This window comes from Halorubrum salsamenti (assembly GCF_007671685.1).
In the GTDB taxonomy this organism is placed as follows: domain Archaea; phylum Halobacteriota; class Halobacteria; order Halobacteriales; family Haloferacaceae; genus Halorubrum; species Halorubrum salsamenti.
Genome location: NZ_VCNL01000011.1, coordinates 1 through 22,179, shown reverse-complemented (window position 1 = coordinate 22,179; position 22,179 = coordinate 1). Strand labels below are relative to the sequence as shown.

Annotated in this window: 21 protein-coding genes and 1 pseudogene; 10 read left to right on the top strand and 12 right to left on the bottom strand. The window is 57.5% G+C overall.

The window, feature by feature from the left end; all coding sequences use genetic code 11:
- Positions 1-48: 48 nt before the first annotated feature.
- The 3 genes from FGL94_RS17435 (at position 49) to gdhB (ending at position 4,488) form a co-directional block, all read left to right on the top strand.
- Positions 49-2,931 (top strand): bacterio-opsin activator domain-containing protein, encoded by a 2,883-nt coding sequence (locus FGL94_RS17435; RefSeq protein WP_144927961.1) that lies wholly within the window; start codon positions 49-51, stop codon positions 2,929-2,931.
- Positions 2,932-3,040: 109 nt separating this feature from the next.
- A complete protein-coding gene (locus tag FGL94_RS17430) occupies positions 3,041-3,184 on the top strand; it encodes a rubrerythrin-like domain-containing protein (RefSeq protein ID WP_137691468.1) in 144 nt (47 codons plus the stop codon).
- Positions 3,185-3,186: 2 nt separating this feature from the next.
- Positions 3,187-4,488, top strand: a complete 1,302-nt coding sequence (gene gdhB / locus FGL94_RS17425; RefSeq protein ID WP_095638111.1) for a glutamate dehydrogenase GdhB — start codon at positions 3,187-3,189, stop codon at positions 4,486-4,488.
- Positions 4,489-5,227: 739 nt separating this feature from the next.
- Here gdhB and FGL94_RS17415 read toward each other — a convergent pair.
- Positions 5,228-6,202, bottom strand: coding sequence for a deoxyhypusine synthase (locus FGL94_RS17415; protein WP_095638113.1), 975 nt, complete (start codon positions 6,200-6,202; stop codon positions 5,228-5,230).
- Between the two features lie 91 nt (positions 6,203-6,293).
- Between FGL94_RS17415 and FGL94_RS18945 the strand changes: the two are divergent.
- A pseudogene (locus FGL94_RS18945) lies at positions 6,294-7,031 on the top strand (uroporphyrinogen-III synthase).
- Between the two features lie 39 nt (positions 7,032-7,070).
- Here the strand turns inward: FGL94_RS18945 and FGL94_RS17405 are convergent.
- Positions 7,071-8,237, bottom strand: coding sequence for an MFS transporter (locus FGL94_RS17405; protein ID WP_144927958.1), 1,167 nt, complete (start codon positions 8,235-8,237; stop codon positions 7,071-7,073).
- Positions 8,238-8,694: 457 nt separating this feature from the next.
- Positions 8,695-9,465, bottom strand: a complete 771-nt coding sequence (locus FGL94_RS17395) for a glucose 1-dehydrogenase (protein ID WP_144927955.1) — start codon at positions 9,463-9,465, stop codon at positions 8,695-8,697.
- Positions 9,466-9,626: 161 nt separating this feature from the next.
- On the opposite strand from FGL94_RS17395, the gene FGL94_RS17390 reads away from it, so the two are divergent.
- The 3 genes from FGL94_RS17390 to FGL94_RS17380 all read left to right on the top strand — a co-directional run bounded on the left by FGL94_RS17390 (position 9,627) and on the right by FGL94_RS17380 (position 10,748).
- Positions 9,627-9,860, top strand: coding sequence for a hypothetical protein (locus tag FGL94_RS17390; protein ID WP_095638115.1), 234 nt, complete (start codon positions 9,627-9,629; stop codon positions 9,858-9,860).
- 155 nt (positions 9,861-10,015) lie between these two features.
- Complete coding sequence (locus FGL94_RS17385) at positions 10,016-10,297, top strand: helix-turn-helix transcriptional regulator (RefSeq protein ID WP_095638116.1); 282 nt, start codon at positions 10,016-10,018, stop codon at positions 10,295-10,297.
- A 106-nt stretch (positions 10,298-10,403) separates the two neighbouring features.
- Entirely contained in the window at positions 10,404-10,748 is a 345-nt protein-coding gene (locus FGL94_RS17380) for a plastocyanin/azurin family copper-binding protein (protein WP_233139251.1), read from the top strand.
- Here FGL94_RS17380 and FGL94_RS17375 read toward each other — a convergent pair.
- A complete protein-coding gene (locus FGL94_RS17375; protein WP_095638118.1) occupies positions 10,705-11,889 on the bottom strand; it encodes a tellurite resistance/C4-dicarboxylate transporter family protein in 1,185 nt (394 codons plus the stop codon). The genes FGL94_RS17380 and FGL94_RS17375 overlap by 44 nt on opposite strands.
- Positions 11,890-12,054: 165 nt before the next feature.
- Here FGL94_RS17375 and FGL94_RS17370 point away from each other — a divergent pair, with 165 nt between their 5' ends.
- Positions 12,055-12,420 carry a group I truncated hemoglobin gene (locus FGL94_RS17370; protein ID WP_186313448.1) on the top strand — a complete coding sequence of 122 codons (366 nt, stop codon included), beginning with the start codon at positions 12,055-12,057 and terminating at the stop codon, positions 12,418-12,420.
- Between the two features lie 45 nt (positions 12,421-12,465).
- On the opposite strand, the gene FGL94_RS17365 is transcribed toward FGL94_RS17370, so the two are convergent.
- Both FGL94_RS17365 and FGL94_RS17360 read right to left on the bottom strand, forming a co-directional pair.
- Positions 12,466-12,807, bottom strand: coding sequence for a CGCGG family putative rSAM-modified RiPP protein (locus FGL94_RS17365; protein WP_095638119.1), 342 nt, complete (start codon positions 12,805-12,807; stop codon positions 12,466-12,468).
- A gap of 140 nt (positions 12,808-12,947) precedes the next feature.
- Positions 12,948-13,619, bottom strand: coding sequence for a helix-turn-helix domain-containing protein (locus FGL94_RS17360; RefSeq protein ID WP_144927952.1), 672 nt, complete (start codon positions 13,617-13,619; stop codon positions 12,948-12,950).
- 544 nt (positions 13,620-14,163) lie between these two features.
- Here FGL94_RS17360 and FGL94_RS17350 point away from each other — a divergent pair.
- Positions 14,164-15,381 carry a hypothetical protein gene (locus FGL94_RS17350; protein WP_144049585.1) on the top strand — a complete coding sequence of 406 codons (1,218 nt, stop codon included), beginning with the start codon at positions 14,164-14,166 and terminating at the stop codon, positions 15,379-15,381.
- Positions 15,382-15,451: 70 nt separating this feature from the next.
- Here the strand turns inward: FGL94_RS17350 and FGL94_RS17345 are convergent, their stop codons facing one another.
- Both FGL94_RS17345 and FGL94_RS17340 read right to left on the bottom strand, forming a co-directional pair.
- Positions 15,452-16,681: an RNA-guided endonuclease InsQ/TnpB family protein gene (locus tag FGL94_RS17345; RefSeq protein ID WP_144927947.1), complete on the bottom strand. Its 1,230-nt coding sequence runs from the start codon at positions 16,679-16,681 to the stop codon at positions 15,452-15,454.
- Positions 16,682-16,690: 9 nt separating this feature from the next.
- Positions 16,691-16,831 (bottom strand): DUF2080 family transposase-associated protein, encoded by a 141-nt coding sequence (locus FGL94_RS17340; protein ID WP_144049586.1) that lies wholly within the window; start codon positions 16,829-16,831, stop codon positions 16,691-16,693.
- Between the two features lie 604 nt (positions 16,832-17,435).
- Here FGL94_RS17340 and FGL94_RS18475 point away from each other — a divergent pair.
- Positions 17,436-17,588 carry a DUF7837 family putative zinc-binding protein gene (locus FGL94_RS18475; RefSeq protein WP_186313447.1) on the top strand — a complete coding sequence of 51 codons (153 nt, stop codon included), beginning with the start codon at positions 17,436-17,438 and terminating at the stop codon, positions 17,586-17,588.
- Between the two features lie 305 nt (positions 17,589-17,893).
- Here FGL94_RS18475 and FGL94_RS17335 read toward each other — a convergent pair whose 3' ends face one another.
- The 4 genes from FGL94_RS17335 to nirK all read right to left on the bottom strand — a co-directional run bounded on the left by FGL94_RS17335 (position 17,894) and on the right by nirK (position 21,882).
- A complete protein-coding gene (locus FGL94_RS17335) occupies positions 17,894-18,199 on the bottom strand; it encodes a cupin domain-containing protein (RefSeq protein ID WP_095638124.1) in 306 nt (101 codons plus the stop codon).
- Positions 18,196-18,576 (bottom strand): cupin domain-containing protein, encoded by a 381-nt coding sequence (locus tag FGL94_RS17330; RefSeq protein WP_095638125.1) that lies wholly within the window; start codon positions 18,574-18,576, stop codon positions 18,196-18,198. The genes FGL94_RS17335 and FGL94_RS17330 overlap by 4 nt, the downstream gene beginning before the upstream one ends.
- Positions 18,577-18,762: 186 nt before the next feature.
- A complete protein-coding gene (locus FGL94_RS17325; protein ID WP_144927944.1) occupies positions 18,763-20,601 on the bottom strand; it encodes a multicopper oxidase family protein in 1,839 nt (612 codons plus the stop codon).
- 210 nt (positions 20,602-20,811) lie between these two features.
- Positions 20,812-21,882, bottom strand: a complete 1,071-nt coding sequence (nirK, locus tag FGL94_RS17320) for a copper-containing nitrite reductase (RefSeq protein ID WP_186313446.1) — start codon at positions 21,880-21,882, stop codon at positions 20,812-20,814.
- Positions 21,883-22,179: the final 297 nt, after the last annotated feature.

The window sequence follows — 22,179 nt, the reverse complement described above, 5'->3', positions numbered from 1 at the left end:
TCGAACCGGGCTCGAGGGAAGCGTTCCCTGTATTCAACTGATCGAATAATGGTCGCTTCTCAATTAGTCCTCAATTCGTCGACGGTACTACTCGTCGGAACAAATAACTGGCTCACGCAATTCGCTGTTACGCTTGAGACACGGACTGACGCGACTGTACATACAGTTGGAACCAAGGCGGAAGCGAGTGATATAGTCCGAAATCGGACCATTGACTGTCTCATCACCGGAGACACGCTCGAAGGGGCAACAGGGCTGGAACTCCTCAAGGAGATCCGCACCGAAACCACGACGCTCCCGGTCGTACTTTGTACCGCCGCTGGGAGCGAAGCTATTGCCAGCGACGCTATCAAGGCTGGTGTCACGGATTACATCGTGCTCACGGAGCCGGTAGAAGAGATGACCGACGAACTCATCGAACGAACCGAGCGTGCCGTCCGATCCGCACGGCGGACAGCCACGCGATGGGACCGGGCCAGACAGTTCGACGCCATATTCAACGATTCGCGGACCGCGACGTGGGTGCTCGATCCTGCTGGCTCACTTGCGCGTGTGAACAAGACAGCACGGGAAATGAGCGATGTGGATGTTGAAACGATCGTCGGTGAACCGTTCTGGACGCTTCCGTGGTGGGCAAAGACCGGTACGAAGAGCACGGACGTACAACAAATCGTGGAGAACGCGTTCGATGGGAGATTCGGCAACGCGGTCGTCACACAGCCGCCACACGTCGAGGATCCACGCGTCATCGATCTCTCCGTGCGTCCAGTCGAGAACGAGCGTGGAGATCTCGTTTCAATCGTCGTTGAGGGCGTAGACATCACCGAGCGCGTCGATCTCGAACGCGACCTCCGACAATCAGAGGAGCTCCACCGCGTCACGCTCAACAACATGACCGATACCGTCCTCATCACGAACGAGGCCGGCGAGTACACCTATGTTTGTCCCAACGTCCACTTCATCTTCGGCTACACGGCCGACGAGATTCACGAGCAAGGGACGATCGACAACCTCCTCGGTACGGACCTCTTCGACTGTGAGGAGCTCACAGAAGACGGCGTGCTTAAGAACATCGAGACGACCGCGACGGACAAAGCGGGTCGTGAGCACACGCTTCTGATCAACGTTCGCGAGGTCTCGATTCAAGACGGGACGCTTCTCTTCAGCTGTCGGGATATCACGAAACGTAAGCAACGCGAGGAGGCGCTTGCGACCCTCCAAGAGACCGCCCGTGATTTTCTGTACGCCGAAACGCATCAGGAAATCGCCCAGCATGTCGTCGACGACACACCTGTCGTCCTCGATCTGGATGCAAGTGCGTTCTATCTCTTTGATGCTGATGCCAACGAGCTTCGACCCACAGCGCACTCGGCGACGATGAAAGAACTCAACGGTCCGCTCCCCACCGTACACGCCGACGGCGAAACACTTCCGGGTTACAGTTTCGTCGAGGACGAAGCGCTGTTTTTTGACGATGTTCATGAGGCAGACCGGCTCGAAAACCGGGTGACTGACCTCCGCAGTACAGCCTACATTCCACTCGGTAACCACGGCGTGTTCGTCGCTGGCTCGGACCGAGTCGGCGTCTTCGACGACGTAACCCGGGAACTGGCTGATCTTCTCGCTGCAACCGCCGAGGCAGCCCTTGACCGCGTCACACGCGAGTCCCGACTTCGAAAGCAAGATCGCACACTACAGGAACAAAACGAACAGCTGACCGAGCTGAATCGGATCAACGAGACAATCCGGGAGATCGATCAAGCTCTCGTGCAAGCGGAAACACGGGAGGAAATCGACCATACTGTCTGTGAGCTGTTGACCGGCGAGAACCGATTCCAATTCGCCTGGATCGGGACGATTGACCGGATAACTGACTCCGTCGAACCACGGGCTTGGGCAGGCAGCGAACAGGGATATCTGGATAGCCAAGCATTCGCTATCGACGCATCAGCTGGGGAGCCAGCCGGGCAAACCGCGGCCACTGGCGACGTGACGATAGTGACGAACGTCGCCGCTGGTCTCCGCGACGAGCCGTGGCGGAAGGCCGCACTGGCTCGTGACTACCTCTCTGTATTGAGCATCCCTCTCGTGTACAACGACCTTACGCACGGCGTGTTGACTGTCTACGCACCGACCCAGGACGCGTTCGACGACACGACGAAGGCTGTCCTCGCTGAACTCGGCGAAACTATCGCGTCTGCGCTCAGTGCTATTGAACGAAAGAATGCACTGCTCACGACATCGGTGACGCGGGTCGAATTCGGCATCGATGATCCTGCGTTTATCCTTTCACGGCTCGCTCGAGACGCAGCGTGTACACTCTCGTATCGAGGTGGAGTCCAACAATCCACAGAGGGAAGTTACGTGTTTGTGACTGTCGACGACGGAGCAGTAACTGACGTTGTAGACGCCGCCTCGCAGTTGGTCGGGATTGACGACGTACAACAGATTAGTACGGATGGTGAGGGGAGTGTGCTCCGGTTGCGGCTTACCCAACCGTTTCTCGCTCTCGAGCTGGCCGATCATGGTGCTGTCTTCCACGAGGCAACCGCCGACCCGACATCCACAAGCCTCGTCATCGATATTCCGGACAGTATCGATGTCCGGACCATCACCCAACTCGTCCGAGAGACGTTCTCCACCGTCGAACTCCGTTCGAAGCAGACGCTGGATCAGTCCATGGAACGCGACTTGTACTCGAAGTTCCTCGAGAAACTGACCTCACGGCAACTCGAGGTGATCCAGACGGCATACTACAGCGGGTTCTTCGAGTCACCACGCGAGAACACAGGCGAAGATGTTGCGGAGACACTCGGAATCTCCCCTCCAGCATTTTATAAACACTCTCGGACTGTCCAGCGCAAACTGTTCGAAACGCTCTTCGAGGAGCACAATATCTCAATTTCGGGAATCGAAGAGTTCAATAACTAACTCCAAATTTCAGAGGGTGTTTGGTGGTTAACAGCTGAATATTCCCTTATACACTTATTACACGTACATAGAGTGCCCTATATTACCGGCTGGCACTCGTGAACCCACTATGATAGATGTCGACCCTGAATCAGACGAAAAAACCCCGTACGAGTGCTTCGAGTGTGGCAGCATCATCATCGCAGAAGACAGCCCAGGCCAATGTCCCGACTGTGGCGGCCCGATGCGAAACCGGCGAATGTCACTTGAATAATTATGGCATCAAAATCTGAGAGCACCCACAACGGATCGGACGACGAGGCGGCAGAACCAATCGAGCCTGAGTCGGCACTCGAGACCGCCCGCCGTCAGTTGGATCATGCTGCCAGTCACTTGGATATCGACCCCAGTATCGTCGAACGGCTCAGATATCCGAAGAAAGTCCACGAAGTAACAGTCCCAGTCGAACGCGATGACGGTACGGTCGATGTGTTCACCGGCTACCGAGCTCAACACGACAGTGTCAGAGGCCCGTTTAAAGGAGGGCTCCGGTATCACCCCGAGGTGAGTAGAGACGAGTGTGTCGGACTCGGCATGTGGATGACCTGGAAGTGCGCTGTTATGGATCTCCCGTTCGGGGGTGCCAAGGGTGGCGTCGCAGTCAACCCGAAAGAGTTGAGTTCGGGAGAAAAAGAGCGACTCACTCGTCGGTTTGCCCAGGAAATTCGCGATGTTATCGGACCGAATCGCGATATTCCCGCGCCGGATATGGGTACTGATCCACAGACGATGGCGTGGCTGATGGACGCGTACTCGATGCAGGAAGGTGAAACGATACCGGGAGTCGTCACCGGGAAGCCACCAGTCATCGGGGGGAGTGAAGGTCGTGAGGAAGCGCCTGGACGGAGTGTCGCGATCATCACCAAGCAGGCCTGCGAATATTATGGGAGCGATCTCGAGGGAACAACGGTCGCAATCCAGGGCTACGGGAGTGTCGGTGCGAACGCCGCCCGGCTGCTTGATGAGTGGGGAGCAATGGTCGTCGCAATCAGTGACGTGAACGGCGCAATGTACGACCCAGACGGGATCGAGACGGCGACCGTCCCGTCACACGACGAGGAGCCTGAAGCCGTCACGAAATACGCAGACGACGTGATCTCAAACGATGAGTTGCTCACACTCGATGTTGACGTACTCATCCCTGCCGCTCTCGGAAACGTGATCACCGAAGCAAATGCGAGTGCGATCGCCGCTGACCTCGTCGTTGAAGGCGCAAACGGTCCCACCACTTCGACGGCGAGTGCGATTCTCGCAGAGCGAGACATTGCAGTTATCCCCGATATTCTCGCTAATGCTGGCGGAGTCACGGTGAGCTACTTCGAGTGGCTCCAGGATATCAATCGCCGATCGTGGTCGCTCGAACGGGTGAACGACGAACTCGAAACGGAGATGCAAGCCGCTTGGCAGGCAGTCACAGACGAATACGAGCACCGCGATGTCACGTGGCGTGATGCAGCCTATATTGTTGCGCTCTCACGGATCGCTGAATCCCACGAGGTACGGGGGCTCTGGCCGTAGGGAGATGGACTATCGCCCACTCAGACGGATCCGACAGCCAACTACCCCGTTTGAACGGGGACTGTTTGGACTGTATCAACTCGTTAGCCCCGGGACTATCCTCATCACTATCTGCTTTATCGGATACGTCGTCATCGGCTTCAGTTTATCTTACGTCGGAATCTATGAACCAACGTACTCCGTTATGGGTTTCACTGATCCATTTTTCACGAGTTTGTCATTTCTAACAGGGCTCTTCATCAGTACGATGTCGGGGACGCTTGTGGCGCTCACGCTCTTGCTTAGTCCCAACGATTCGAAGGCTGATCTCGTTGTCGTGGTGAGTTTCATCGCTCTTGGATTTGGGGCCGCTACCATGCGAGTCACATTCGGAGCCGTCCAAGCATATTTCACTGAGATAGTAAGTAATCTTCTATAAAAACAATAAATAGTTTGAAATACGGAAGAAATTGGTTACTTGAATTGAGGCGCTAAGGCCCCTTCCTCAACGAGCAAGTGGAGCGAGCGAGTAGGGAAGGATTCAGCGCCGCACAAGTATCAAACACGTTAGACGCTCGGCCTACAGGCGCACCACCACCTTATTATATTGTTCTCAAGAACTGCTCAAGTGGATCCAGACACAGGGGCTTGCTACCGATGGCCGGTCGGTTCACTGTACAGGATACTGGTAAGTCCCATCCGTCTCGTGACTGATCACGCAACAAGCCGGCTGCGTGGTTCATGTTCGGGTGTATCATCTCTACTCGCTGAAAGCACCCGCCACGAGCAGTGGGAAGACGAGCGTCGCCTCTGCTTCGACCTGCGTATAATTTGTCCGGTCATCATCTTTGATCTTCCCCCACGATACTGCCTCGTTCGGGGGTGCGCCAGAGAGTGACCCATCCCCTTCCATACCGGTCGAGATATAGACGACGTAATCGGCCCCACCGCGGAACAAGTTCGTCATAATCGCGTGGTGTTTCGGCACGCCACCTCCAACTGCGATCAGACCCGTCGTATCGGCGAGCATTCCGTCCTCAATGAGCGAGTCGTAATCGTCGAGAATCTCGATTCCGACCTCCGAATCGTACCCCTGTCGGTAATAGTAGAGAAAATTCCCAACCTCGGAATCCGTCAGTGCCGGACAGTAGACGGGAACATCATTGTCCGCTGCTTGTTTCAGAACCGAATCCTGATCGTCGAGTGTCTCCCCTAACTCTCGGGCAAACGATGTCGGCGTCCGAACCTTTTCCTCAGCGAAGAACTCCTCGAAGAAGTCGTATAGGTACTCCTCCAACCAAACGTAACGGTTGGAAGGGACGAACAGATTCCCAAGACGGTTGATTCCCTGTTCCCGGAGAACTGCTTCATCCGCATCCCACTCTCCCATTTTGAACGGCTTCGCCGTTTTGATAACATCCTCCGCCAGCGATCCCGCGGTCGTGATAAGCACGTCGACGTACCCTTCACGAACGAGGTAGGCGACGACTTCACGCAATCCCGACGAAATGATATTCGACGTGCATGTGAGATAGATCGTGGCATCGGCGTCTTGCATTTGCTCGGCGATGTCGATGGCCTCTGCGAGTTGCGTCGCCTGAAAGCCCGTCGTTGCATACGCTTCCAGCATCTCCTGAAAATCGAATTCGCCACGGAAGTCGTAGCCCTGCACGTCTGGCGTGGTCAACTCTTCAGCACTTCCCGGAACAACGTGGTCGTGAGACTCCTCGTCCATACCGGCAATTAGCAGGATGCCGGTTTGAATCGTTCGAGACGGGTCGCCGATTCTCGATACACACAAGTCCAGCATCAGCTAACTGTTCAATATGTCCCAGCCGACGGTGGCTGTTCTCCGACCCGACGACAGCCGTATCGTTGAGGCGGTCGAGTATCTCCAGTCACTCGATGTATCCCCGATTCCAGACCCAATGCTGGCAATCACACCGACCGGTCAGGTTCCCCCAACATGCGGACTACTGTATCTTCACAAGCGAGACCGGTGTCGATCTAGCTGCGACAGCGGGATGGAAACAACGAGGCACCACTGTTTGTGCTGTCGGAGATCAGACTGCAACCGCATTATGCAATCGGGGCTATTCAGTCGATATCGTTCCATCGACGTTCACATCCACAGGACTCGTCGACGAGTTATCTACTGAAGTCGAGGGCCAAACCGTTGAACTTGCTCGGAGTGCACACGGCAGCGAAGTACTTGTTGAAGGACTGGAAGCAGCTGGTGGAATTGTCAGCGAAACAGCCTTATATCGCCTGAAACGACCGGAGACTGCGGGACAGTCGGTTTCACTTGCGGTAGACGGTAAGCTGGACGGTATACTGTTCACCTCGCCAAAGACGATAGAGCACTTCGTTCAAATTGCGACTGAACGTGACGCTGTCGCTGCACTCCAACGCGAGCTAGAGGAGACGATTGTTGGAGCGATAGGAGCACAACAAAACGTGCTGTCGACAAGCATGGGATCGCTGTTGATGTTATGCCGGATACAGTGGGGTTCACACAGCTTGCCGAGGTCACCGTACGTCGAATTCTGGATACCCACCAATGAACACATTCCGTCTCCAATCTGTTAGCTGACTTTGAGTGTTCACTGACGTCTCACCGTAAACCACGTTACTCCGATCAAGAAGGCAGCGGCACCAGACACTAACAGGGTTTGACGATAGCCGAACAGTGCTGCAGCCCCGACACTAAGCGGCGGACCGACCGTCGTGCCGAGTCTGAGAACACTTGTCCGAATACTCATAATGCTCCCGCGGAATTCGTCCGGTGCTCGTTCGTTGAGTGCCGTATCCGTAATCGGCTCTGCAAGTCCTTGACCAAGTCCGAATAGAAGGAGTGCACCAGCAACTACGTATATAGAGTCTGCGACGGCGACGCCGACGAGTCCGATCCCGTAACTCACGAATCCGAGCGCGATCGATTGGAAGCTCGTGAGCGACCGAAGCACGCGATCACCTTGCATTGCTGTCGCTCCCATCGTAACCGCGGGTAATCCCACGAGAAGGCCGATACTCGCTGATGAGAGGTGATATTCGTTGGCGAGCAGGAATGGAACGGCGGTGAGTTGCGCGCCGTAGAGGATGACGAAAATACCGAAGATAGCGAGATAGAGCACGACGAAGGGGGTCATCGATGTGGGTCCGGTGAGGAATGCACGGATACTCGAATTCGTATTGTTCTCGTCGCGCTGTGGCTCCTCGAGCAAGGTTATGCCGGGTACAGCGACGAGCAGCGCGAGGAGAAAACACGCGAAGGGAGCCGACCAAGCGACTGTCGCCAGCGCACCGCCGAGTAACGGATAGCCAGCAGCACCCACCGCGAGAATCGCCGCGTTGGTCCCAATTAGCACTCGTCGTTGTTCACCGGAATAGAGGTCGCCGAGGAGCGTGACCGTGAGCATCGCAATCGCACTACTCGCCGCCCCTTGGATGGCTCGCAGGACCAAGATCAGGGTGAAGTCGGAAATGAAGATGATACCGCCCCCACTGAGTCCGAAGACAATAAGCGCCGGGATTAGAATCGGTTTTCGACCGATGCGGTCAGTTAGCAGTCCAATCGGGAGAGTGAGAAAGATCCCGGGGAGCGTGAACGCCGACAGCAAGAGGCTGGCCTGTGCCTCCGAAATGTTCCATGCCTCCTGGACCGCTGGGAGTACAGGGCTGATGAGTGAGACACCCATGACAGCGACGAGCGTACTCGCGAAAATCACGGCTGTTGCTGGCGAGTTCCGGAGTTTCCGTATCCATTCCATTCGCTCTATTACTCTTTCGGTGAGCGCTCCCCGTAAGTCATCCGCTATGGGGGAGTGGTCGCCCTGAATCAGAACCGGAGGACGTTCACGGTGAGCCAATTATGTTCACAAGCCCAAAGACGCAGATTATTACAAACGGTGTAGGTGAAAGCCACGTGGTTTGACATCCAAGCAATTCACCACGGAGTGTGACTACACTGGGCATCGGACGTCCGGGAAGAAATTATCACCATGACTGAGCTCCTTGAGGAGACGTACGTTGCGGCGCTGCAGCGTGATTTCGTAGATGTTTCCCCGGAGGCATGCTCGTAGGTGTGGTTCGACGACCACCCTGCTGGTTTAGAACAACAACCGACGAAAACTACCCCTCAGTTAGCCCTCCGCCGGATCTCCTCGACGAGTTCAAACAGTTGCACGACGGACAGTACCGACTCTCGTGACCGGCTGGATCCGTCACTCACCGCTGCGTCTGGCCACCATCGACGGGAAGCGCGTGCCCAGTGACGAACGAAGCGTCGTCCGAGCAGAGCCACACGATCACGCTCGCCACTTCGGCGGGATCGGCCGGTCGACCCATCGGCACGCCGGCGGTGACTTCATCCTGCTCCTCGGGAGACATCGACTGGAGGGCACGTGTGTTAACGATTGTCGGACAGACTGCATTAACTCTGATACCGTCTGCGGCGAATTCGAGCGTGACCGACCGCGTGAGCCCGACAACGCCGTGTTTGCTCGCGCTGTAGGGCGTCCGACCGGGACTGCCCCGTATCCCGGCGTGTGAGGCAGTGTTGACGATAGCCCCGCCACCGGAGTCCAGAAGAGCCGGTATCTCATGTTTCAGCCCGAGCCACACGCCTTTCTGGGAGATGCTGGTGACGCGGTCCCAATCCTGCTCGGAGATGTCGGTTACTGGCGCGGGATCGGCTCCGGTGGCGACGTTGTTCACTGCGAAATCGAGGCGGCCATACTCTTCAAGCGCACGCTCAATCATCGCCTTGACCTCAGTGGAGTCGCTGACATCAGTGCGGACGAACGTTGCGTTCCCGCCGTCGTTTTCGATGCGGCTGACTGTCTCTCCGCCAGCCTCGTCGTCGATATCCACGACAACGACATCGGCTCCCTCGTCGGCGAATCGCTCCGCAGTCGCTCTGCCGATCCCCGACCCCGCACCCGCTACCAACGCGACACCGTCACTAAAGTTCCGCGAAATGCTGCTGAAAGACACCATTTATAACCTTCGCCGGAGCGTCCGATACCCGTGAAATCCGCCACCGTGTACCGAAATTACAGAGTCGTGAAATCTAGTGAGAACACTGGAAAACCGGTGTGGAGGTGGGGGTCTGGCGATGATCCCAATGTCCTACTATCTGCGTTTCATAGGTACTGGCAATGGCGAATTCGCGGCGGCCCATCGCACCAGCTGAAGAAAATGTCCTCAATCATCTTGAGGCATATCTCGAAGAACTGGGCGATACCAACCCGCTTACGCGTGAGATAGCTATCACATACCTCGAAGATCACGGAATCAAGCCTGCCGACGGACGCGATATAATCAAACAGCTACTCCTGAAGGGGTATCTGTATGAGGTTGGTGACGAAATTCGGATTCCACCACGCTCGTGACGAGTTGGTACGTCTGTTGTCTATCAGACTCTTCTCTCTCTCTTATCGCTAGTTCACGCCTGTACCAAACACAACAGATCTTCCCCAGATGGTTCGTTACTTCCGATATACCAGAAATCGATAGTATTTCATGAATATAACTCGAGACGCGAACGATGTACGATCTCACTGGCTTTCAGCGCGATCTCCTGTATGTTATTGCCGGGCTTGAGGACCCACACGGGCTCGCAATCAAAGACGAACTCGAAGACTACTACGAAAAAGAGATCCATCACGGGCGGCTGTATCCAAATCTCGACACACTTGTCGAGAAGGGGCTGGTCGAAAAAAGTCAGCGTGATCGACGAACTAACGAGTATACCACCACTCGTCGAGGAACTCGAGAGATCGAGGCCCGAGTAGAGTGGGAAAACCAGTACATCGATCACGCAAACTGACACCCCATCCGTCTTTAGTTAATACTATCAGTAATACTCGGTAGCCGTGGTTTTCGCCCAAATACGGCCTAGCCACACCAGCTACGGCAATAGAAGGGCGTTTGTGATGGTTACTTATCGCTCGATCTCGCCAGTACTGGTGTCTCATCTGTATCTTCTCCCGCCTCTAATACTGACAAGCATACTTTTGAGAATTGTATCACTCTCAAGCTTAACTAAAGACGAATGGTCTGGCACCTATACGTACGTCTGTACACCGCATGAGGTGGTCGGCATGAAGGGTGCCATTCACGTAGAGTTATCTTCTCTCCGCCCTGATGACGAGGTCTTAGCCTTACTATTTCCAGCCGGCGAAAACGCTACGAGACCATCGGGTGACCGCTCTCTTCTACCCGAGATAGCGTCCGTCACACGGACTCCCGAGCCGGTTCCTCCGTCGGATCGATGCTGAAAAACACCCGTCCGAGTGCCCGTGCCATTCCGACAAGCGTCAGCGCCCACACCACCAGCGCAAACCAACTCCAGTACACAGGCACGACGGAAAGCAGTCCGAAGGTTCCAATCCCGGCGAGATTCAGCGTACACGCCGTGTACATCCCCATCGGGAACACCCGCCCCCACGCAGTCGGCGAGTACGTGTGAACCCCCCTACCGAATCCGAGCCGCAACCACGGGGCCACAATCACCCAAATTGGCGGTCGGCCGTCGACCCCATCGGTGAGGAACTTCCAGACGTCAATCGCGAGCAGCAGGGGGATCCACCAAGAGGCGATCGCCCACGCGAGGAACGTTACGCCGACTATCACTGGTGCATACGGTTCCCAGCCTTGAAACGCCACCAGCCCCGGGCCGAGCGTCGTCCCCGCGAGCGTCGTGATCGCCGCCGCGCCCATCGTGATCCAATACGGGCCGGTCCAATCGTCCGGGCGGATGGGGCCATCGAGGAGTCGATAGCTGACGACAGTAACGACGACGAAGTAGAGGACATACCCAGAGCCGAAGTAGCTCATGCTCAACAGGACGACTACGTTTCCGTACCCTGCCAGCGGTTCAGCAAGCAACCCGCCGAGGACTGCGAGCGACTGCATGCAGACGATCACGAGCAAGAAGGCGCCGTCGATCCGCTCGCTCACACCCGCCTTTCCCGTGCCGATGATCTCGGTTACAAACAGGTAGTACAGCAGCAGTGGCGTGGCGACGACGGTCACGCCCCACATCGCGGCCGCCACCGCGACAATATCGAAGAACAGCAGAAACTGAACCCCGATGGTATTCGTGGCAACAATGAAGGTCAGCGTGCCCCAGTGTCGGTCTCGGTTCCGTAGATCGGCGAGCGTGCGTTTGGGAAAGGCCGCAGCTCGAACTGCGAACAGCGCAAGCAACAACGCGTAACAGGCGACGTTGAACACCGCTAGCGGCCGCGCGATAATTGTGATACCCAGCTCGAAGAAGGAAATTGAGACGATCCCAGTCGACATGACGAATCCGAAGTATGCCGGGTCGAGTATCTTGAGAGCGCTACCGAGAGAGGCAGCGAGTGTCTCCCTGTTAACAGAGGTAGACCGGTCGTCGATTCCGGATGAATTGGTCATTTCAGTCGCTCAAAGTGGGGGTCGATCCCACCGTATTGTCGGATTTTGGCCGGGCGGATGGTAAATGGGTACCGTTACGAGATCACACCTAACCACATCCCGGAAGACATTCACCGAACATGTTCTTTCGGAGCAGTCTTATTCTTGAGATATTAAGTGACAGTAGTGGCGAAAACGCAAACAATCTACGCAAGGATCGGCGGAAATGAAGCTGTCGAATCTGTCGTGGCCGATTTTTATGATCGTGTCTTCTCAGATTCACTTCTTCAGCCGTATTTCGAAGATATCGACCGTGATGCGCTGTACGCTCACCAAGTACAATTCATAAGTGCCGTAGCAGGCGGCCCGGTATCATACGACGGCGCCGATATGCAGGCTGCTCACGAGGGAATGGGAATCACCGGGGAAGCCTTCGGTCGCGTTGCGACATACCTCGCCGAAGCGCTCAGAGAGAACGGTGTCACCGAGGACGACGTCGACGCGATCCTCGATGAAGTCGGTGCGCTCAAGCCGGATGTCGTGGCCCAGTAAACGCATGTAAGTCGAGAGGTCTTTCTGAGGAGCTTTTTTCACAACTCACTGCTGGACGCGATACACGTAGCCGCCACAACCGCACTGATCGACGACGCTGGTCTCTGCGTCCGGGTAGTGGTCGTGGATCGGCGCCTCAAGGTACTCCTCGGGAGTGCCGTGGTTCGGATGCGTGACGAGGTTGACGTGGTAGTCAGGTTCCGTCTGATTGATCGCCGCAAGGGCGTGCTCGATTAGCGTCTCTCGATCGTCAGCGTACCGTTCCTGTTCGAGGTTTGCGGACCACGACGCATCATGCTCCTCATCGAGAAATGAGGGTGCCAACTCGTTGGTTTCGGAGGCAGCCGTGGTACGTTCGCGGTCTGATTGCTGGTTCCGTGTGGACATGAGAATATGTATGAGACGGACACGCCTCCATGTCTGTGCGAACATGTTCGCTACGTTCCGCTTTGCGGAGAGCCAGGTCGGGGGTCACGGGTGCAATCCCGACGACCTCCCATTCGTCACGAATCGTTGAGACCGACGCTCTACGTATCGGTGTCTGTGCCGGGATCGAATTCGAGCGGATTTCGAGGGAGATCGTCGACGAACTCCCGGACGATCGTTCGTTCCACGCGTTGGAGTGTCTCGCTGCACGTGGATTTCGCGATCCCGACGTGTTCGGCGACCTCTGTCAACGTACAGGTGCGTGGCACGTCGTAGTAACCGCGTTCGACCGCCTCGAACAACAGCTCTCGCTGCCGCTCGGTGAGCGATTCAGCCGGGTTCAGCCGCTGTTGAACGTACTCGACATCGAACTCCGCACCGACGCCTCGAAGCATCTTCCCGAAGTCGGCGATGCGCTCGTGGGCGCCGGTGACGTCGATTCGGGCCACTCCGTTCTCGATCTCAACGGGCATCTCGATCGGGATGCCGGCCTGCCGTGCAGCCGCCATCAACAGCGGTGCATGTGCCTCGACTTGGACGGTGGCAACCCCGTCACTCAACGCCATTACCGAGACTTCCTCGATCGTGTCGTGGACCGTTATCGCGTCCAGAATTTCATCAATATCGTCAGCGGTGATCTTCACGAGCGCGAACCCCGCACCGTCTCCGGGGGTCGCACTGAGTACCTGAATCCGTGCTTCCGGGAAGTCCCGAGAGACCTCACCGACCCACGGTCCGTCTGGGAGATCAACGTTGAGTCGAGCCTGTGCCATATTCACCATTCGCTGTCACCGGGGAAATGGATTCGTCTTCGTACCCCGATCTCAGTGGATATCGGTTCGTCAGATCGGAGGCGAACGGAGACTCTCACGTGGATTTGGAGATGAGTGCCGCTTCGTATCCCACGGAGTGAGAGTCATCCTATCCCTTTTCGGTCTTTCTGCGAGAATATGAGAACACACCGGAATATCGATTACCATGACAAATACAAAATCAGATATAGCAGTCACATTCAATCCACAAGAATGGGTCGACGGACCGTACCACCTAGACGATGGGGCAGACAAACAACTGACTCCCGCCAAAAATCGGGAACCAGTAACGTTCGAAATACCCTGGGAGGACGGAACTGACGAGGAGGGAACTGTGTTCCCGGACGAATCGTACGAGGCGAATCAGTTACAATCGCACCCTGCTGCTCCGGAGTGGGTCCGAAATTGGGATGGGCCATACTACGTTCGGACAAAATCGGTTGCCGACGAGTAACGGGCAATTGACAGAACAGATCAAGTACCTCGAGAATAGCAGAAGTGAACCATGGCCGCTGAAATCTCACGCTGGTCGCGTCGATACGTTCTCATCGGGGTGATCGCACTCTGTTGTTGGCAGGTTGCCACTGTTGCTGGCCTCCCGCGACGCACGACGGTGGCGTTGGGCGTGTTCGGGTTCGTGTTCCACGTCATCTTCGGCAAATCCTACGCCCTCGTGCCGGCGTACTTCGACGCTGATCTCGTCTTCGAACACGCCCCGATGGTCCAGTTTCCCTTCATCGTTATGGGGACTGCGTGTTTCGCGCTCGACCCGCTTCTCGTTCGTCGCTTCCGTGTCGACCTCGGCGTTCTCGGCGGTGTGCTCTGGGCGGTCGGCGTCGCCGTGTTCGTCGGATCAATCGTACTGACGATCGCCGGACCACTCCGACGCGGGACGACTGGAACCGGGGATCACAACGCCGACCGACGGCCGCTCGACCGATTCGCGAATCGCTTCGTCCCGATCGTTCTCCTGTATCTCCTCGCCGGTAGCTACGAGAACGTCGCCGGACAGGCCAGCGAACTCCCGCCGCTGATCGGCGTCCAGGCTGCCGCAACGCATCTCTTGGCCGCCGGGGCTGCGACGTTGCTCGTGGTCACGCTCGGCTTTCGACTGCTTCCGCGGTTCCTCGGCGCACATCCGACCCGATCGTCGGCCGCCCTTGTCCTACCCGTTGCCGCGACTGCCCCCGGGATCATCGCCGGCGGGTTCGTCGACGAACGATTGCTCCCACTCGGTGCCGCTCTGATGGTGATCGCGATGGTCGGCTTCGCGCTCGTCGTCTTCGGAATGTGGTTCCAGTCCGACAAACGCCGAATCGGATTGTACGCCCTTCTCCCAAGCGCGACGTTCGGCGTCATCGGCGTCCTTTTCGGCGGTCTCTTCGCAGTCGGCGGAACGTCTCCGGCGTTGATCGAGACCCACCTCCGAGTCAACCTGCTCGGCTTTCTCGGCCTGATGATCGTCGGAACATCGTTTCAGTTCTATCCGCCGCGGCTGGGCGCGTTTCCCGGGTCGTCGAACCGTTCCGCGAGCGTAGCGATCGCTGCGCTCGCTTGCGGACTCGGGATTGAGATCCTCGGTGCCGCTGTGATCGCCGTCTTCAATTCCTCGACGGCGTCTCTTTCGACACAAGCGATCACTCTCGGCCGTTGGCTCACGCTCTTTGGTGCGTTCGGGTACGCGTACCTCATCGCGAGTGTGTTCAGGGCACGATCGACATGATCTTCTCGGTCAACTCGGCCGTATCAAATCGTCTTATCTAAACGGGGTACTTCTAGTGAACTACCCCACCCTACTCGCTCACGGCTGACGCCGTTCGCTCCTTGAGGGTGGGGCTTCCTGTTTCAACGACGCACTTTGCAGATACCGAGGTATCCACAGGGAGCGCAGTCTCCACAGGCGTTGATTCGGAGCGTCCCGCTCCTAACCGCTTCCTGATACCGCGAGAAAGAATGTTCCACGCCGCGTTCGCGTCCCTATCCGCTTCAAACCCACACGCCGGGCACGAGTGTTCCCGGATCCACAACGGCTTCTCGGTTGAAACGCCGCAGGACGCGCACTCTTTCGTCGTCCCTCTCGGGTTCACAGCGACGAAGTGTGTCCCTTCGCGTTTACACTTGTACTCCAGCATCCGCAGGAACGTCCCCCACGCTGCACCTGCGCGGTTCCGAGAGTTGCCCGGTAGCTCGACCAACCCCTTTGCGTCCAAATCCTCTACGGCCACGAGGTCGTATTCGCGGGCATAGTAGTTCGAGAGTTTGTGAAGAAAGTCGCGGCGCTTGTTCTTCAACTCGGCGTAGCGTTCGGCCACAACTCGGCGCTGTTTCTCCCAATTCGCAGACCGGTGCTGTTTCCGCGAGAGGTTGCGTTGGGCGCGTTCCAACCGCTCCCGCTCGGCGGACAGGTCGAGAGATTCGACGGCGGTTCCGTCCGTGTCGTGGGCGTACTTGAGAATCCCCACGTCGATGCCAACGCACTTCTCGGGATTCTCCGGCTTCTCCGGTGGGTTGTTTGGGGTTTCGACACCGAGGATGGCGTACCACTTACCGGTCGGTTCGCGTTTGACGGTGACGGTCTTGATTTCGGCGTCGTCGGGGAGGTCGCGGTGGAAGGTGATGGGGATTTCTCCGAGCTTCGAGAGCCACAGTCGGGTCCGACCGCTCGTGTTCTTGAGCTTGAAGCCGGATTGACTGTAGGTGAAACTGCGGTACTCACCCGGTACTTTCCACTTGAGCGTCCCAACGCGGTAGCCGTTCTCTTTCCGGCCCTGGAGTGTCGAGAGGTTGTCGTACAACCGCTGAACGACCTTCTGTAGCACCTTCGAGTGAACGGTTTTTAGGTCGCTCCACCACTTCTTGAGACTCGGCAGGAGTTTCTGTTCAGAGTACGACGAGGTGTCGTCGTTCCGATTCAGGCGGTGGAGGAAGTGGTTGTAGACCTGTCTACAGGTATCGACAGTCCACGCTAACTGTTCTTCGAGGGCGTCGGACGGTCGAAGTCGATACCTGTAGTTGTAGTTCATCGGGTGGTGCTACTCGTCGGGGTCGGTAGTTCTGACGACTTTCACGTCCGCGCCACGCCATCGTTTCGGGACAAGGACGTGAGCGCCGTTGCCGGTGGCTTTGGCCGTCCCGTCGATGACTTCGTGGCCTTCGATTTCGTGTTTATCCATCGCCTGTGTTTACACTTAATTTCAACATAAATGTGGCGGTGGCCCTGTGGTCCGAGCGTCGAACGTGTCTGAGAATCGTGCGGCGCTGTATCCCCTCCCTACTCGCTCCCTCCGGTCGCTCGTTGAGGAAGGGGCCTTAGCGGCTCAATTCAGGTAAACTAGGATCAAACGGAGGTACGTCACGTTTGTCCATTCACGTCACTGGTGGAAACGGTTTCGAGAAGAGTCTCGCAGCCACGCAAATTCTCCTGATTGACGACATTAACCGATGTATCCCAACCGCGGTAGTCTACTCAAATCTGGAGGCGCTCTATTTCATCCGACCCACATGTGGGACACTCATCTGCCCCCGATGAAAGATTCTCACCGCACTGGCGGCTCTCCACGACTACCTCAGTCTTGTCACCGAGTAGTAGCCGTGTAAGTACTGTGCGGACACTCATGGGATCCAGAGTTCTGGTGGTTGTGAGTTAATCCTACTGGTGATCTGTATTCCCTAGAAATTCGGTGCGTTCGACCCGAGTAGCCGCCAAAGGCTTACGTTCAAGGCCGATTGACAATTGTTTGGAAGGAATACTGTCACACGCCTCTTCCATCCCTTTCCATGACCGCTGACGAATCATCTCTCGGTCATTGCCCGGAATGTGGTGAGGACATCTCGGAGGCGTGGATTCTTGTTGAATATGAGAAGGACGACGGCACCAAGGGCGTGTGGGCCGAGTGTCCAGTGTGTGAAGATGTTGTAGCACCGGAGTAGTCGCAGACAGCGGAATAAAGTGTTCTTCGTCGCGCCTCTAGTATAAGTTCGAAAAGTGGAGATTTCAGCGGAAGTTAGGTGTCTCTGCTCGGGGAAAGTTCCATAGCATCACGGATCAGATGTAGTTGAGATACTGGAGCAAGCGTTCTGCCTTGGCGATCTAGAGGCAGACGCGACGCATTTTCCCTCTGAGACCAAGGTTGCAGTCTTCAGCGACCGGTAGTTCCTTACCATAGTGCGTCTGAAGACCGAGGTTTCACCAGAGGTAGTCTTCCGTGTACAGAGGCAGTACCACTCTCCTCTGGCTACTCGTCTGACCGAGACGCCAAGACGATTAGTGCAGTGCTATCCTCGACGGCATGGGGAGCGATCTCTTGGTCCCCGTCGAAGCAAGCCACGTCGCCTGCCGACAGCTCATGTGTCTCGCCGTCGAGTTCCAACTCGATCGCCCCCTCGATGAGATGGAACACGATTTTGCGGTCGGGATGCGAGTGAGGAGCGACTTCGCCGCCCGCGTCGAGAGTGAGTCTGATCGTCTTCGGTTCAGCGTCGGGGAAGACGTTGGCGTGGGGCTGTCCGTCCAGTTCGTTGAGGGTGTGTATCGTCGTCATGTATCGGTCGGATCGAATTCGTCGGTTCGGAGTCCTCGGCGGACCGGTTCGTGTTCGGCGTCGGTCGGCGGTGGAGCGGTGACGAGCAGCGCTTCGAGCCGCGAGTCGTCGTCGGCCTTGACACCGCGGTCGGTGTCCGCTCCGACGGTCACGACATCTCCTGGTTCGACGCGGTGTTCCGCATCCCCGTCGCGGATGAGCCCGGTGCCGGAACGGACATCGATCACCACGTCACTTGATGGAGCGTGAACCGGGATAAACTGTCCCGGTTCGAAATAGCCGCAGACGACTTTCATCTGTTCGCTCCGAAATACTTCGACTGTCGAGAACTTCTCGTCGTCGTACGTCCGTTCCGCGTCGAAGTCAACGGCCGTCATACCGGATCACCCGTTCGGCAGGCGCCGCGGTCGTTTGTCCGGACCGCCGCTCGGGCGCCGGCGATGGACGATTTGCCCGCTCGATGGTTTTTAGGTTGGCCTAAATTCATGCGACTCAACCTGCGGCACGGAGCGGTAATAGGGTTGGGACGAACATGTTCCCGTCAGAACGCCCCCCGTCGACGACTACTCGCTTCCACCCTCGTCATCGGGCGATCGAACCTTGAACGGTCGCATCATGTCGTGGTCCTCGTGTTCGATCATGTGACAATGCCACATGTAATCGCCTGTCTGATCGGAGAACAGCCCCTTGAACTCCCCGAAGTGTGCGATCACGTGTACCACATTACCTGGGTCGACGGTGACCACGTCGTTCCACCCGAGTTCGTACGACTCGGGGGCATCGAGCGCGTCCAGATCGATGTCGTCTTCGGCGGGATCGTAATCAGCAGCCGACTGCCGTCCCAACACCTGGAAGTGAACGAGGTGGAGGTGTATCGGGTGGGACATCCCCGTGAAGTTGGCGAGACTCCAGATCTCGGTGTCCCCAAGCGTCGGGGTCTCGGTGACCGGGTCCGTGAGTTCGTACCCGATCTTTTCGTTGCGAGTCCCGAGTGCGTAGAGGGGCCGATCGTACTCGTCCGTTTGTCGGGCGAGCGTGAGGAAGCGTTCGGTGTCGACGGATTCGATCGGAATCTCGGGGACCTGCGTCAGTTCGTCTGGGAGTTGCGTTGGCTCCTGCTCGCTCTCCGCGGCTGCCACGTCGATAAGCATGACCTCCGGGAGGGGTTCGGAGTCCTCCGGCCCGATTCCGCTCGTCCCGCGATACTTCGCCGGGGCGTTATTATGCAGGAGCAGGGTCTCGCCCGCGTACTCGCTGAAGTCGACGACGACATCCGCGCGCTGACTCGATCCGAGTTCGAGACGGTCAGCGGTCTCGACCGGTTTCGAGAGGAGCCCGCCGTCGTTCCCGATCTGGACGAACGGCGGCCCCGCCTCACCCGTGTCGCCCGATTCATCGTCGTATTCGAGCAGCTTGAGGTTGTAGTATCGGCTGTTGGCCCCGTTGAGCAGGCGGAACCGATACTGTTCGGGATCGACGGACAGTCGGGGCCACGCCTTCCCGTTGACCGTCGACGTGTCACCGTAGAACTGCGGAACGATGCTTGGGTCGGGATGTGAATCGTTTTCATCCTCTTCTGTCGCTGGGACGTCCGTCGGGTAGTATAACGAGCCGTCCTCGTTGAAACTCCGGTCCTGCAACACGAGTGGGATTTCGTTGTCGCCCGTCGGAAGATCGAGCTCTCGTTCGTGGTCGTTCCGGATCAGATAGAACCCCGCGAGGCCGGCGTAGACATTCAGTCGCGTGATGCCGAGCGAATGATCGTGGTACCACAGTGTTGCGGGCGGCTGGTCGTTCGCGTAGTAGTAGTCCTTCTTCTCGAAGTCGGGGCCCGTCCGCTCGAAGTTGCGGGTGAACCACGCCTGCGGTTTCCCGTCGCTCTCGTGTTCGACATTGCCACCGTGGAGGTGCGGGACGACGCGGGCACCCGGCTCGTCGTACGGGATGATATCGCCGTGGATCGTCGGATCCTCCGGGAGCAGGTGTTCGTCCGGGAGGTGATTCTGCCACCGAACGTAAATCGGTTCGCCCTGTTCGGCTTCGATCGTCGGGCCGGGAAACTGCCCGCCGTAGCCCCACAGGGTCGTCGGCGGAAGGTCGCGGTGGAGCTTCTGTTCGATCTCGGCCATCTCCACCTCGTAATGAGGCTGGCCATCTTTCGTTCCGCTCGGTTCGATAACACCCGGACGAGGTATTTCGTCGACCCACCGTTCGAGATCCGGTGAGGAATGGGTCCCGTCGGACACTCCTTCGGCGTCTTCTGAGTCGCCCGCAGCTACCGGAGCGCCGATACTTTTCGCGGAACAGCCCGCGAACGCCGCGGTACCGGTGATACCCACGGCCGCGAGAAATCGCCGCCGTGCAACATCACTCTGGGATCGTCCAGTCTCGTCACCAACCATGTACGCGCTAGCCAGTTCATGTAAATAGGGGACCGGACAAACCCTGTTTAATGGGAATTAGTCCGAACATGTTCGCCGACAAAGACGGGATGTCAGAGCCGAAAGTCCTCTGTTGACAACTGAGCCCACGAATATCCTCTTCATTCGACCGTCCTGAATCAAGACATCGGACAAGCTTCTTGGAAACAAAACCCAACGAATTATCCGAACCTACTCGTCGGATCCGGGATCGTACACGTCCGGATTCGGCTCCCCCTCGACGTCGACGACCGCGAGTGCGCCGCGGCGTCCGGCCCGTGAGAGCGCGTGGTCGACGATCTTGATCGGGCCCGGGACCGCGAGTTCCATCTCTCCGACGGTCGCCGTGCCGGGCGCGACCGGCGTGGTCTCGACGTATCGCGCTGGCGGGGAGACGAGGTCGCCGTCGCGGTACAGCCGCGACCAGACGTTGCCGATCGGGTGCCACGAGCTGGACTGGTTCGGGCCGCCGTTCACAAAGAACACGCGAACGGTCTCGCCCACCTCGGCGCCGATCGGTCCGAGCCGATCCTCGGTGAAGCCGTGGTGTTCGCCGTTGAACACGACGTACGTCGGATCTTCGGCGAGCATCGCACCGTGATCGAAGGCGTGGTGGCCCTTCTCGCCGAGGTCGCCTTTGGTGTACAGCTCGTGCTGACCGAGGTAGAGCTCGCGGTCCACCGCGGGCAGTCCCGCCTCTGGCTCGACGAGGATCGCGCCGAACATCCCGGAGCTGACGTGGTGGTCCATCGCCGGCACCGCGCAGTGGTAGGTGAACAGGCCGGGGAACTCGGCGCGGAAGCTCAGTTCCGCCGCGTCGTCACCGGGCACCAGCGTCGTGTCGACGGCCCCGCCACCAGGGCCGTACACGGCGTGGAAGTCGACGTTGTGGATGTCGCTGTTGTCGTCGGCCGGGACCTCGAACCGGAGGTTGACGGTGTCGCCCCGCCGGACGCGGATCATCGGCCCGGGAACCTGTCCCTCGAAGGTCATGTACTTGAACGTGACTCCGGGCTCAACCTCCGCGACAAGCTCCTTTGTTCGAAGAGTGACGTCGTGTTCGCGCGGCTCGTCCCAGTTCACAGGCGCCGGGACGTCGGTCGGATCGGCCGCGATCCGGTCGACGTGGACGTCACGTACAGGGTCCAGTTCGGGGACGACTTCTTCGTTCGGGTCCTCCGGTGGGGGCGTTTCCGCGTTCACCGGCGCGCCGATACAGCCGGCCACCGCGCCGACCGCTCCGATCCCGAGCGCTGCAACCATCTTCCGCCTGCTGAGGTCTTGTGACATGATGCTTCCCATCTCAACAGAGGCATCGTAGTGACATATATAATATATACTGTTCCCCAATATCGGGGTTGAAACGGCCATCTACCACCATATACGGGGTTTTAAATACTTAATAAGTATGTCGAGTACGGAATCGGACGGAAGTGAATTTCGAGCCGCGGTCCATGAACACACCCGGGCCACACGAAGATGAGGCCTTGTTGAAATCCTATTCTTCAGACACATTCTCGCCTGAAACAGCCGGTCGATGAGAATTTCGAAAAGAATAAA

Coding starts and splice junctions, on each gene's coding strand:
- FGL94_RS17435 (WP_144927961.1), top strand. CDS start 49: ATGGTCGCTTCTCAATTAGTCCTCAATTCGTCGACGGTACTACTCGTC.
- FGL94_RS17430 (WP_137691468.1), top strand. CDS start 3,041: ATGATAGATGTCGACCCTGAATCAGACGAAAAAACCCCGTACGAGTGC.
- gdhB (WP_095638111.1), top strand. CDS start 3,187: ATGGCATCAAAATCTGAGAGCACCCACAACGGATCGGACGACGAGGCG.
- FGL94_RS17415 (WP_095638113.1), bottom strand. CDS start 6,202: ATGGACGAGGAGTCTCACGACCACGTTGTTCCGGGAAGTGCTGAAGAG.
- FGL94_RS17405 (WP_144927958.1), bottom strand. CDS start 8,237: ATGGAATGGATACGGAAACTCCGGAACTCGCCAGCAACAGCCGTGATT.
- FGL94_RS17395 (WP_144927955.1), bottom strand. CDS start 9,465: ATGGTGTCTTTCAGCAGCATTTCGCGGAACTTTAGTGACGGTGTCGCG.
- FGL94_RS17390 (WP_095638115.1), top strand. CDS start 9,627: ATGGCGAATTCGCGGCGGCCCATCGCACCAGCTGAAGAAAATGTCCTC.
- FGL94_RS17385 (WP_095638116.1), top strand. CDS start 10,016: ATGTACGATCTCACTGGCTTTCAGCGCGATCTCCTGTATGTTATTGCC.
- FGL94_RS17380 (WP_233139251.1), top strand. CDS start 10,404: ATGGTTACTTATCGCTCGATCTCGCCAGTACTGGTGTCTCATCTGTAT.
- FGL94_RS17375 (WP_095638118.1), bottom strand. CDS start 11,889: ATGACCAATTCATCCGGAATCGACGACCGGTCTACCTCTGTTAACAGG.
- FGL94_RS17365 (WP_095638119.1), bottom strand. CDS start 12,807: ATGTCCACACGGAACCAGCAATCAGACCGCGAACGTACCACGGCTGCC.
- FGL94_RS17360 (WP_144927952.1), bottom strand. CDS start 13,619: ATGGCACAGGCTCGACTCAACGTTGATCTCCCAGACGGACCGTGGGTC.
- FGL94_RS17350 (WP_144049585.1), top strand. CDS start 14,164: ATGGCCGCTGAAATCTCACGCTGGTCGCGTCGATACGTTCTCATCGGG.
- FGL94_RS17345 (WP_144927947.1), bottom strand. CDS start 16,681: ATGAACTACAACTACAGGTATCGACTTCGACCGTCCGACGCCCTCGAA.
- FGL94_RS17340 (WP_144049586.1), bottom strand. CDS start 16,831: ATGGATAAACACGAAATCGAAGGCCACGAAGTCATCGACGGGACGGCC.
- FGL94_RS18475 (WP_186313447.1), top strand. CDS start 17,436: ATGACCGCTGACGAATCATCTCTCGGTCATTGCCCGGAATGTGGTGAG.
- FGL94_RS17335 (WP_095638124.1), bottom strand. CDS start 18,199: ATGACGACGATACACACCCTCAACGAACTGGACGGACAGCCCCACGCC.
- FGL94_RS17330 (WP_095638125.1), bottom strand. CDS start 18,576: ATGACGGCCGTTGACTTCGACGCGGAACGGACGTACGACGACGAGAAG.
- FGL94_RS17325 (WP_144927944.1), bottom strand. CDS start 20,601: ATGGTTGGTGACGAGACTGGACGATCCCAGAGTGATGTTGCACGGCGG.
- nirK (WP_186313446.1), bottom strand. CDS start 21,882: ATGGTTGCAGCGCTCGGGATCGGAGCGGTCGGCGCGGTGGCCGGCTGT.